Annotated in this window: 12 protein-coding genes and 1 tRNA gene; 7 read left to right on the forward strand and 6 right to left on the reverse strand. The window is 67.4% G+C overall.

The genetic code is table 11. From position 1 onward, the window contains the following. Positions 1 to 12 precede the first annotated feature (12 nt). Genes grxC through ACYQR9_RS09575 form a run of 3 tightly spaced genes read left to right on the forward strand, consistent with a single transcriptional unit; the run spans position 13 to position 1,668 of the window. Positions 13 to 285 (forward strand): glutaredoxin 3, encoded by a 273-nt coding sequence (gene grxC / locus ACYQR9_RS09565; protein ID WP_461229423.1) that lies wholly within the window; start codon positions 13 to 15, stop codon positions 283 to 285. Next, positions 282 to 1,157, forward strand: coding sequence for a carbon-nitrogen hydrolase family protein (locus ACYQR9_RS09570; RefSeq protein WP_461229424.1), 876 nt, complete (start codon positions 282 to 284; stop codon positions 1,155 to 1,157). Before grxC ends, ACYQR9_RS09570 begins: the two co-directional genes overlap by 4 nt. 25 nt (positions 1,158 to 1,182) lie before the next feature. Beyond that, positions 1,183 to 1,668 (forward strand): DUF1178 family protein, encoded by a 486-nt coding sequence (locus ACYQR9_RS09575; protein WP_311275023.1) that lies wholly within the window; start codon positions 1,183 to 1,185, stop codon positions 1,666 to 1,668. Positions 1,669 to 1,686: 18 nt separating this feature from the next. On the opposite strand, the gene ACYQR9_RS09580 is transcribed toward ACYQR9_RS09575, so the two are convergent. Together ACYQR9_RS09580 and ACYQR9_RS09585 are read right to left on the reverse strand one after the other, a co-directional pair. Continuing rightward, positions 1,687 to 2,178: a disulfide bond formation protein B gene (locus tag ACYQR9_RS09580; RefSeq protein WP_207411543.1), complete on the reverse strand. Its 492-nt coding sequence runs from the start codon at positions 2,176 to 2,178 to the stop codon at positions 1,687 to 1,689. Then, positions 2,175 to 2,756, reverse strand: coding sequence for a YqaA family protein (locus ACYQR9_RS09585; protein ID WP_227436446.1), 582 nt, complete (start codon positions 2,754 to 2,756; stop codon positions 2,175 to 2,177). Before ACYQR9_RS09585 ends, ACYQR9_RS09580 begins: the two co-directional genes overlap by 4 nt. Before the next feature lie 143 nt (positions 2,757 to 2,899). Here ACYQR9_RS09585 and ACYQR9_RS09590 point away from each other — a divergent pair. Further along, positions 2,900 to 2,986 (forward strand) — tRNA-Leu (locus ACYQR9_RS09590). Positions 2,987 to 3,029: 43 nt separating this feature from the next. Here ACYQR9_RS09590 and ACYQR9_RS09595 read toward each other — a convergent pair. The 3 genes from ACYQR9_RS09595 to ACYQR9_RS09605 all read right to left on the reverse strand — a co-directional run bounded on the left by ACYQR9_RS09595 (position 3,030) and on the right by ACYQR9_RS09605 (position 6,656). Then, positions 3,030 to 3,728: a glutamine amidotransferase-related protein gene (locus tag ACYQR9_RS09595; protein ID WP_461229425.1), complete on the reverse strand. Its 699-nt coding sequence runs from the start codon at positions 3,726 to 3,728 to the stop codon at positions 3,030 to 3,032. Positions 3,729 to 3,774: 46 nt separating this feature from the next. Further along, a complete protein-coding gene (gene eat, locus ACYQR9_RS09600; RefSeq protein ID WP_461229426.1) occupies positions 3,775 to 5,151 on the reverse strand; it encodes an ethanolamine permease in 1,377 nt (458 codons plus the stop codon). A gap of 344 nt (positions 5,152 to 5,495) precedes the next feature. Continuing rightward, positions 5,496 to 6,656 carry a ceramide glucosyltransferase gene (locus ACYQR9_RS09605; protein ID WP_461229427.1) on the reverse strand — a complete coding sequence of 387 codons (1,161 nt, stop codon included), beginning with the start codon at positions 6,654 to 6,656 and terminating at the stop codon, positions 5,496 to 5,498. Between the two features lie 196 nt (positions 6,657 to 6,852). Here ACYQR9_RS09605 and ACYQR9_RS09610 point away from each other — a divergent pair, with 196 nt between their 5' ends. Continuing rightward, positions 6,853 to 7,752 (forward strand): histone deacetylase family protein, encoded by a 900-nt coding sequence (locus ACYQR9_RS09610; protein WP_461229428.1) that lies wholly within the window; start codon positions 6,853 to 6,855, stop codon positions 7,750 to 7,752. A gap of 6 nt (positions 7,753 to 7,758) precedes the next feature. Here ACYQR9_RS09610 and ACYQR9_RS09615 read toward each other — a convergent pair whose 3' ends face one another. Beyond that, complete coding sequence (locus ACYQR9_RS09615; RefSeq protein ID WP_056431361.1) at positions 7,759 to 8,352, reverse strand: TetR/AcrR family transcriptional regulator; 594 nt, start codon at positions 8,350 to 8,352, stop codon at positions 7,759 to 7,761. Positions 8,353 to 8,440: 88 nt separating this feature from the next. On the opposite strand from ACYQR9_RS09615, the gene ACYQR9_RS09620 reads away from it, so the two are divergent. Both ACYQR9_RS09620 and ACYQR9_RS09625 read left to right on the forward strand, forming a co-directional pair. Beyond that, entirely contained in the window at positions 8,441 to 9,574 is a 1,134-nt protein-coding gene (locus ACYQR9_RS09620) for an efflux RND transporter periplasmic adaptor subunit (protein ID WP_207411549.1), read from the forward strand. Then, a complete protein-coding gene (locus ACYQR9_RS09625; protein WP_419951858.1) occupies positions 9,571 to 10,656 on the forward strand; it encodes an efflux RND transporter periplasmic adaptor subunit in 1,086 nt (361 codons plus the stop codon). The genes ACYQR9_RS09620 and ACYQR9_RS09625 overlap by 4 nt, the downstream gene beginning before the upstream one ends. Positions 10,657 to 10,689: the final 33 nt, after the last annotated feature.

A 10,689-nucleotide genomic window follows, 5' to 3' on the forward strand; every position in this document is an offset into this window, starting at 1 on the left:
CGTCTGCAAACCATGCCTCCGGTGACCATCTACACGACAGCCTGGTGCCCTTACTGCACCGCCGCCAAGACCTTGCTGCGCGAGAAGGGCGTGACCTTCACGGAGGTCGACGTCGAGAAGACTGTCGGCTCCCGTGCGGCCATGACCCAGCGTGCGGGCGGCCGAACCAGCGTGCCGCAGATCTTCATCGGCGAGACGCATGTGGGTGGTTGCGACGACCTCTACGCCCTCGACCGGTCGGGCAAGCTCGATCCGCTTCTGTCGACCCAGGCGCCGCAATCATGAGCGACGGTTCGCCGACGGAACAGGACAAGACCGAGCCTCGCTTCGTCGCGGCCTGTGTCCAGATGCGGTCCGGGCGCGATCCGCTTGCCAATCGGGATGCCGCCGTCGCCCTTGTGCGAGAGGCTGCGTCCCAGGGGGCGGACTACGTACAGACACCGGAAATGACCTCGCTGGTGGAGCGGGATAAAGCCAGCCTGTTTGCCAATGTGCGCGAGCAGGACGAGGACGTGACCCTCGCCGCCCTGCGCGATGTGGCCCGCGAGCGCGGCATCGTCGTCCATATCGGCTCGCTGGCCGTGCGGAACGGCGACAAGATCGCGAACCGCGCTTTCCTCATCGATGCGGAAGGCGCGATCACCGCCTCCTACGACAAGCTCCACCTCTATGACGTGGACCTTCCCAATGGCGAGCGCTGGCGCGAATCGAACACCTATACCGGCGGTGCCTGCGCGGTCGTCGCCGAAACGCCCTGGGCGCCCCTCGGGATCGCGATCTGCTACGACCTGCGTTTCCCGGCCCTGTACCGGGCTCTGGCGGAAGCCGGTGCGACGATTCTCAGCGCTCCGGCCTGTTTCACCAAGCAGACGGGCGAGGCGCACTGGCATGTCCTCCACCGCGCCCGCGCCATCGAGACCGGATCGTTCATGATCTCGGCCGCTCAAGGCGGTCGCCACGAGGACGGACGCGAGACCTACGGCCACTCGATCATCGTCGATCCCTGGGGCAAGGTGCTGGCGGATGCCGGCGGTGCCGAGCCCGGCGTGATCCTTGCCGAAATCGACCTTGCCCGCGTCATAGAGGCGAGGGGGCGGATTCCAGCCCTCAAACATGCGCGCCCCTTCACGGTCGAGCGCGTCGGGCGGGCTGGGTGACCATGCGTCCGGTCCAATCCCGCCCATGATCCGCTACACGCTCGTCTGCGATAACGGACACGATTTCGAGGGCTGGTTTCGCTCGAGCGATTCCTACGACGCTCAGGCGGCGGACGGTCTCGTGGAATGTCTCGCTTGCGGCTCGACCCGGGTCGCCAAGGCCATGATGGCGCCGGCGCTGGCGAAGACCGTGGCTCAGCTGCCCGGTCCGAACCGCGCCCTCGCAGAAGCGTCGCCCACCGATCCTGCCGCCGCACCGTCGGCTGAGCGACTGCCGATGGCGGAGCCAGAGCGGCAGCTGCGCGCACTGATGCGAGCGGTCCGCGAGCACGTGATCCGGACGGCCGACAATGTCGGTCCGCAATTCCCCGAAGAAGCGCGGCGCATGCATTACGGCGAGGCCGAGTCTCGCCCGATCTACGGCGTCGCCAGCCCTTCCGAGGCCCGTGCCCTCGTGGAGGAGGGGATCGACGTCGCCCCGCTCCCTGCCTTGCCCGGCGACCTCAACTGAAGATTCGCCGCCGCCCGTTCAGCGTTTGAGGGCGGCCGTTCCGGCGATGGAGGCCAGGATGAAGGCGATGGCCGCATTCCAGCCGGCCAGCGAGATGCCGAGGAAGCGCCAGGCAGCGGTGGAGCAATCGGCGACTCGTGTCGCCTTTAGGGTATCGAGGAAATCCCCGACATCGCTGGGATTGGCACCGCTGCCGCCGCCGCAATCGGACGGCCCGGCCCAGAGCGCCCATTCCGCACCGGCGTGATAGACGCTGAGGCCCGCACCATAGAGCAGGCCGAGAGCAGCGATCCCGAGGATCAGCCGCGTCACGCGCTCCGGGGTGAACAGGGCCAGCAGGGCCAGCGGAATGGCCGCGTAATAAGGCAGGCGCTCCGTCAGGCAGAGCTTGCACGGCACGTAGCCGAGAACCCACTGAAAATAGAACGCGCCGGCAATCGCCAGGACAGACCCGATCAGGACCGCCAGCGCGGCCCGGCGAAGACGGAGAAGGGTGGAGTAATCGATCACAGCAGCACCTTGAACAGGACGAAGCCGAGGATGATGACGGCCACCGTGATGGCCGCGACGACGTTCAGATGCCGGTCGAGGACGGCGCGAATGGATACGCCGTAGCGCTTCAGAAGCCCAGCGAGGAGAAAGAAGCGCGCGCCTCGTGTGATGAGCGAGAGCAGGACGAACCAGAACAGGTCGTAATGGGCGAAGCCCGACGTGATGGTCACCAGCTTGAACGGGATCGGTGTCAGGCCCTTCAGCAGGATCACCCAGTGACCGTACTGAGCGTAGGAAGCCTGAAAGCTCGCCGCCTTCTCGTTCAACCCATAGAGCGAGAACAGCCAGACCCCGATGGAATCGTAGAGCAGCGCGCCGATGGCGTAGCCGAGCAGCCCGCCGGCCACCGACGACAGGGTGGTGATCGTCGCGTAGAACCAGACCTTGTCGGGCCGGCTCACCGCCATCGGCACCAGCATCACGTCGGGGGGGACCGGAAAGAACGAGCTCTCCGAGAACGCCACCGCACCGAGCGCGTAGGGGGCCGATGGCTTGCCCGCGAGCGCGAGTATCCACTCGTAAAGGCGGCGGATCATGAAGAGCTTCTATCCGATAGGGGAGGGCGCGAGGCCCTTTGAGCACAACCCGGCCGGACTTGCGAGCGGGAACCACCGCGGCGCGGTCTCGCTGTAAAACCCCTCTGGCCGTCGGCGCGATCCTGTGCCATGAGGCGGATGTTGCGGGCGTGGTGGAACTGGTAGACGCGCCGGACTCAAAATCCGGTTCTGGTGACAGAGTGTCGGTTCGATTCCGACCGCCCGCACCAATCGTCCTGGCAACGCGGCTCGTGAGCCAGCCCCGGACGGTGATTATCTCGATTGCAGGAAGCGGCGGATCCAGCCGCCCACGCGGGGAGCATCGCTTTCGCCGCGCAGTGACGAAACGGCTGCTGCCTGGAACGCCTCGTCATGAGGCACAGCGGGTCGGTGTCCTGCAATGAGGGCCGTGGCGTACTCGCTCTCGAATTCCGGGTGGACCTGGAACGAGATCGCCCGGTGTTGCGGGTAAGACAGGATGCCGTAGGGCGTGAAGGCGTTGCCGCCGAGGATGCGGGCATCCGCCGGAGGAACGACGACCTGATCCTGATGGATCGCCGGCACAGAGATGCGGGTCGCGTCGTCCATCCAGTCCGCCCGTTCGAACAGGTCATAGGTGTGGAGGCCGATGCCCCATCCCTTGGCCGATTTCTCCACCGTGCCGCCGAATGCCGCCGCCAGGATCTGGTGCCCGAAACAGAGGCCGACCAGCTTGGCGCGCCCATCGACGTCGCGCAGGAAGCTCTTCAGCGGCGCGATCCACGGCAGGTCGTCATAGACGCCCGCCGCCGATCCCGTCACGACGAACGCGTCGAACGCCTCGGGGGCGGTGGGAAACCGTCCCTCCGCCACCGGAAAGATCGTGACATCAGCGGGGTCGCCGAGGAGCCTCTCCACCATGCGGCCGTAGGACGGGTAGGATTCGGCCAGGCGAGCGGGCGGTGCGCCCGCCTCGATGATACCAATTTTCATCGCTGCCTTATGGCCAAGCCCCGCGCGTGATGCGAGCCCCAGCCCCTCAGATAGCCGGATCGAGCGTCGGGGCGGGAACGGTTGCGACCGGCTTTGCCAGGAAATGCGAGGCGGAAACGGCCACGACCATCACGGCCAGGAAGATCGCGAAGATCACTGGATTGAAGATGACCAGAGCGATGAAGCAGATGCCGGCCATGGCCAGGGCGAAGGCGGGGGCGATGGGGAAGAACGGTGCCCGGTAGGGACGTGCGAGGTCGGGCTCGCTGCGGCGCAGCTTGAACAGGGCCGCCATGCTCATGCCGTACATCACCAGCGCGCCGAACACCGCCATGGTCACGATGCTCGCGGTGAGGGACTGGCCCGCGATCTCGATGAGGTTGTCGCTGTAGATGGCGGCGATGCCGACGAGGCCGCCGGCCACCGTCGCCACATGCGGGGTCTGGAAGCGCGGATGCACCTTGGCAAGGAAACCGGGCAGGTAGCCGGCGCGGCCGAGGGCGAAGATCTGGCGCGAATAGCCCATGATGATGCCGTGGAACGACGCCACGAGGCCGAACAGGCCGAGCCAGACCAGCATGTGCAGCCAGCCGCTCGACTCGCCGACCACCGTCTTCATCGCCTGGGGCAGCGGGTCGTTGAGGTTGCTCAGGGTGCGCCAGTCGCCCGAGCCGCCGGCGAAGATCATGACGCCGAAGGCGAGGACGGTGAGCGTCAGCACGCCGGTGATGTAGGCGATGGGGATCGTGCGCTTGGGGTCCTTGGCCTCTTCCGCCGCCATGGCGACGCCTTCGATGGCGAGGAAGAACCAGATGGCGAAGGGAATGGCCGCGAACATGCCGCCGATCGCGGCGAAGCTGAATGTGGATTCGCCGGCCCAGCCATGGGCGGCGAAATTGGTGAAGCTGAAGGCGGGGGCGACGACGCCCATGAACACCAGCAACTCACCCACCGCCAGGATGGTCACGAACAGCTCGAACGTGGCGGCGATCTGAACGCCGACGATGTTGAGGGTCATGAAGATCAGGTAGGCGCCGAGCGCCGCGTGTTTCGGGTCGAGGCCCGGAAACTGGACGTTGAGATAGGCGCCGATGGCGAGCGCGATGGCGGGCGGCGCGAAGACGAATTCGATCAACGTCGCGTAGCCGGCGATGCAGCCGCCGATGGGGCCGAAGGCGCGCCGGCTATAGGCGAAGGGGCCGCCGGCCTGCGGAATGGCCGTGGTGAGTTCGGTGAAGCTGAAGATGAAGGCGACGTACATCGCCGCGATGAAGGTCGTGGTCACCAGGAAGCCGAGCGTGCCGGCGCTGGCCCAGCCATAGCTCCAGCCGAAATACTCGCCCGAGATCACGAGTCCGACGGCGATGCCCCAGAGATGGAACGCGTTCAGGCCCTTATGCAGGCCGGTGGATTCGCTTTGCATGGTGGGTTCCCGTCATCGGCGAAGGCTGCCGTCGGGGAATGGCCAAGCAAGAGTTTTGCCGTACGAGAAAGAGGGCGTGCGAAGCCCGTATCCGGTCAAAGCTCGGAACTCAGGTGAGAGCGCGAGGGTGTGACATTCGTGGACATATCTCCGTCATCCCGGGTCGCCGACGGCGAGCCCGGAATCCAGAACCACCGAGGCTGCCATGTCGAGCACAGGTTGCGGCTCTGGATTCCGCGCTCCGCTCCGCGGACCCGGAATGACGGTGAGGGGACAAAACCCCGGAGGCCGTATCGAATAAGTCTGTGCCTTAAAGCCGGGTTCGTAGCTTGGCGTATCGGCAGTCAGGCCGCGGTGGCGCGGGTGCGCAGGCGCGGCGTCTCCTTGGGGCGGATGTCCATGGCGTTGCCGCGCCAGACGATGGCGCTCTGCATCCAGGCGCTCACCCACATGATGGGGAGGATGGCGTCGCGAAGCAGGAAGGCGAGGAAGAGCCGGGGCGAGCGGTGCCACCCGGCGCGGGCCGCGAGCGCGTATTCGGCGCCGTACCAGAGCATGGCCATGGCGACGACGCCGATCAGGACTGGAACGCTGGGAACGCAGAGGGCCGCGATCGCGAAGGGCAGCACCGTGCCGGAGCCGATCTCGGGCGCGAAGAAGTGCGGGAAGGTGACCCGGCGCAGGCGCGCCCAGCGGACCTGTCGCGACCAGACCTCGCGAAACGCGCGGGTGCCCAGGGGCTGGTCGAAGGGCGAGGCCACGAGGTGGACCCGCTTGCCGGCCGCGCGAACGAGCTTCGTCGCCGCCGCATCCTCGGCGATTTCGGCGGCGAGCGCCCGGATGCCGCCATGCCCGTCCAGGAAGGGCTTGTGCCAGAGCATGCTCTTGCCCTGCGCGAAGCCGAGGCCGAGGCTCTCTCCGGTATATTGCCAGCGTGCCTGGAGCGTATTGAGGAAGGCGCATTCCAGTTCGGCGAAGAAACCGTGCGGCCGTGCGCCGATGGGCGTGGAGCAGACGAGGCCCGTCTCGGGCCGCCACGAGGCCTGCAGCCGCTGCAGGTAGTCCGGCGGCATCAGGACGTTGGAATCGGCCAGCACCACCCATTCGTGGCGGGCCGCCTCCCAGCCCCGCACGCAATTGTTGAGTTTGGGATTGTCGCTGATCCGCTCGTCGCCGACGATGAGCCGCGCCGGCACCGTGGGATGGGACGCCATCAGGCGGTGCAGGAGTGGGACGATGGGATCACGGCCGTCGGCGACGCAGAAGATCAGCTCGTAATCCGGGTGGTCGAGATGGAAGCCGCGCTCGAGCATCTCCTCGCTGAACGCTTCGAGGCCGCAGACCGGGCGCACGAGCGAAATGGGCGCGGCGCTGGGAAAGCTCGGGGTCCCGCGATTCCGGCCGATGCGCCATGCGGCGATGGCGATGCTGAGAAGATTGACCGAGGTCAGTGCGGCACAGAGCGAGAGCGCGACGATCGCGCCGGTCTCGATACTGCCGAACATGCTGCGCTCCCTCCGTGCCTCCGCCACCTGACGGAACCAGCCCCTGCCCAAGGCCGTAACAGACGGGCTATTTCAGTCGTATGACAGCGGCGCGGCCCCGATCTGCCGCCCGCCAGAGGGAAGGCTAGGGCGTGAGCGAGACGAGACCCTTGGCCGTTCGCGGAACTGCCGTTCGGCCCGGTCGGTTCGACCCGGCATGACCCCGCCCATCGTCGTCCACCCCGCCTATCAGGCCGTCCTGCCGGAGGGGCATCGCTTTCCGATGCGGAAATATGGCCGTCTCGCCGAAACGCTCGCGGCGCTCGGCCTCGCCCCCGCCGGTTTCGTCAGACCGGAGCCGGCCGACGCGGACATGCTGAAGCGCGCGCATCGATCGGATTACGTCGATGCCGTCCTGTCCTGTACGGTCTCGCGGGAGATCGAGCGCGAGATCGGCCTTCCGGTGGATGAGAGCGTCGTGGCCCGCTCGTGTGCCTCGGCCGGCGGCACCCTCGCGGCGGCGCGGCTCGCGCTGGAGCATGGTCTTGCCGGCAGCGCCGCCGGCGGAAGCCACCATGCGCGGCGGGAGACCGGCGCGGGTTTCTGCGTGTTCAACGACGTCGCCGTCGCCGCCCTGGCGCTTCAGGACGAGGGCGCGATCCGCCGGGCGCTGGTGGTGGATTGCGACGTGCATCAGGGCGATGGCACCGCCGATTGCCTCGCCGGCTCACCGGACCTGTTCACGTTCTCGGTCCATGCGGAGAAGAACTACCCGACGCGCAAGATCCCCGGCGACCTCGATCTGGGCTTGGTCGATGGCGTCGACGACGCGGCCTACGCGGCCGTTCTGGCGGCGCATTTGCCGGGCCTGCTCGACGGCCTCTTGCCGGACATCGTGTTCTACAATGCCGGGGTCGATCCACACATGGACGACCGGCTCGGGCGACTGGCCCTCACCGATGCGGGCCTCGCCGCACGGGATCGCTACGTCATCGGAGAGGCGCGACGGCGTCGCATTCCCCTCGTGGCGGTGATCGGCGGCGGCTATGCCACCGATATCGACGCCTTGGCCGCCCGCCACGCCATCGTCTTCCAGGCCATGGCCGCCCTCGCGTGAAGCCGCTCAGGGCGTCCCGCACGCATCCGGCGGGATCTCGCCCTCGGTCACGCAGCGCGCCACCTTTTCGAGGCCGTCGAAGAGCCGTTCGAGCTGCGCGCCCTCCATGGAATGGAAGCCCAGCGTCCGGGTGATCAGCAACCCCAGTGTCGAGAACACCAAAGCTGCGCCGATCCCCGGACAGGTCTCGATCTTCTCGAGACCGGCGAGCCGTTCGCGGAGGAACGCGTTGAAGCCGGCGAATGCCTCGGGATTCTCTGCCGAGGCCAGCAGGAAGGCCCGCGGGAACCCCTCTTCCTCAGCGTAGACCTGCCTCGCATGGGCGATCAGCGCGAGGGGGAGGGCCGAGGGACCCGGAACCTGCTCCGCTTCGAGCCGGGCAATGCCTTCCTTGACCTCCTTCAGCTTGCGCTCGGCCATGGCCGTGATGAGCGCTTCCTTCGAGGAGAAGTGGTGGAGGACCCCGCCCTTGCTCAGGCCCGCCTCTGCCGCGACCGCGTCGATCGTCAAGGTGCGCGTACCCGCACGACGGATCAGGCTCTCGGCCGCATCGAGGATGATGCTCGCCCGGTCCTCGCGCCGTGTGCGCGGCTTTGCCATGTCATTGCCTTTTAGAAACCGTCTGGACGGTCGGTAAGATACCCGATAGAGAAGCGGTTCGATAGAGCTTATCCGGAATGGGGTCGTGGTGTCTGGTCTGACCAAGTCCATTCGACGAATCCGTGGCGCGGGGGCGGTCATCCTCCTCGGCCTTGCGGTCTCGGCCTCGCTTCCGGCTTCTGCCAAGGAGGCGGAGGACGTCTCCGCTGCCGGCGCGGCCAAGCAGAGCCTCGCCATCGTCCGGACGGCGAAGGCCGAGCGCAGCACCATCTCGGCCGATCTCGTCTTCACGGGCGACATCCAGGCCCAGTCGCAGGTCAACGTGGCGTTCCGCAACAACGGCAAGATCGCCACGCGACTGGTGGAGGTCGGCGATCACGTCACCGCCGATCAGGTCCTGGCCAAGCTCGATCCGCAGGAGCAGCGCGCCAACCTCAACAACGCTCAGGCCGCGCTGACTTCCGCCGAGGCGCTGCTGACCCAGGCAAAGGTCAATTTCAAGCGCCAGGAGATGCTGCTCTCCAGCGGATACACCACTCGGCCGAGCTATGACGATGCCGAGCAGCAACTCCGCACGACCCAGGCCTCGGTCGAGTCCGCCAAGGCGGCACTGGGCACGGCCCAGGAACAGTTCTCCTACACCGATCTGAAATCGGGCGTGGACGGCATCGTCCTCAGCCGGAGCTTCGAGGTGGGGCAGGTGGTCCAGGCGGGCCAGACCGTTCTCACCATGGCCGAGGACGGGCCGCGCGACGCGGTGTTCAACGTATTCGAGGCGGTGCTCGCGACCCCGCCCGAGAGCAAGCAGATCGACGTCACCCTCCAGGCGGACCCGAAGGTGCGGACCGTCGGCACGGTGCGGGAGATTTCCCCGAGTGTCGATGCCGCCTCCGGCACCGTGCGAGTCAAGGTCGGGCTGAAGGACACGCCTTCCGCCATGACGCTCGGGGCCATCGTCGTCGGCACCGGCAAGTTCCGGCCGCAGACGGCCATCGTCCTGCCCTGGTCCTCGCTCTACCGCTGGGAGAACGCACCGGCCGTGTGGGTCCGCGATCCGGCCAGCGGCAAGGTCGCGCCGCGCAACGTGACCATCGACCGCTACTCGCCCAACACCATCGCCCTGTCCGGCGGTGTCGAGCCGGGCGAGGAGGTGGTCATCGCCGGCATTCAATTCCTCCGCCCGGGCCAGACCGTCTCGGTTGCCGAGGAGATCGGCCGATGATCCATTTCGGCTTACGCCTGACGCTGATCGCAGCGGTCGTGTCCACCCTCGGTGCCTGCCATGGCGAGGAGGAGAATGCCGGTCCGCCGCCGGTGCGGCCCGTCCTCTACACCGTGGCCAAGCCCATCGACACGATCGTGTTCGGGCCGTTCGCGGGCTTCGTGGCCCCCCGCTACCAGTCCGAGATCGGATTCCAGATCGCGGGCCGGGTCATCGCCCGCGACGTGACCGTGGGAGATGTAGTGAAGAAGGGCCAGCGCATCGCCGCCCTCGATCCCGTCGTCACGCGTTTCGCCCTGACGCGGGCGGAGGCGGAACTCGCCGATGCCACGGCGCAGGCGGAGAACGCCATCGCCACCGAGGCGCGGCAGAGGCGGCTCATCGCCAATGGCAACGTCACCCAGGCCCGGCTCGACAGTGCCGTGGCGAGCCGGGACACGGCCCAGGCCCGTCTCGCCCAGGCCCAGGCGAACCTGCAGAAAGCCCGCGACCAGATGGGCTATACCGAGCTGCATGCGGATTTCGACGGCGTCGTCACCGTCCGTAGCGCGGAGGTGGGACAGGTGCTCTCGGCGGGACAGGCGGTGGCGACCCTGGCGCGTCCCGAAGAACGCGAGGCCGTGGTCGACATCCCCGAGGATCTGGTCGGAGCCATGCCCAAGGACGCGGTCTTCACCGTGGCGCTTCAGAGCGCGCCCGACGTGACGGCCACGGGCAAAGTCCGCGAGGTCTCGCCCTTCGCCGACCAGAAGACCCGCACCCGCCGCATCAGGATGACTCTGCTCAAGCCACCGGACGCGTTCCGCCTCGGCTCCACCATTACGGTCGGACTGTCGCGCCACATGGCGCCGCGTTTCCAGTTGCCGGCGACCGCCGTCTTCGAGGCCGACGGGCGAAGCGCGGTCTGGATCGTCAACGAGGCCGGGGATGCCGTGTCCCGCCGCGACGTCACCGTCGCGGACAGGAACGGCGAGCGTGTCTCCATCACCGAGGGGCTGAAGCCCGGGGAGCGCGTCGTGCTCGCCGGTGCCCGCAGTCTCGGTGAAGGCCAGCGCGTCCGCCTCGCCGACACATCTCAATAGCCGCGCCGATCCGAACAGCGTCACGCGAGAGCC

The sequence above is a fragment of the Methylobacterium sp. CM6241 genome (assembly GCF_054817845.1).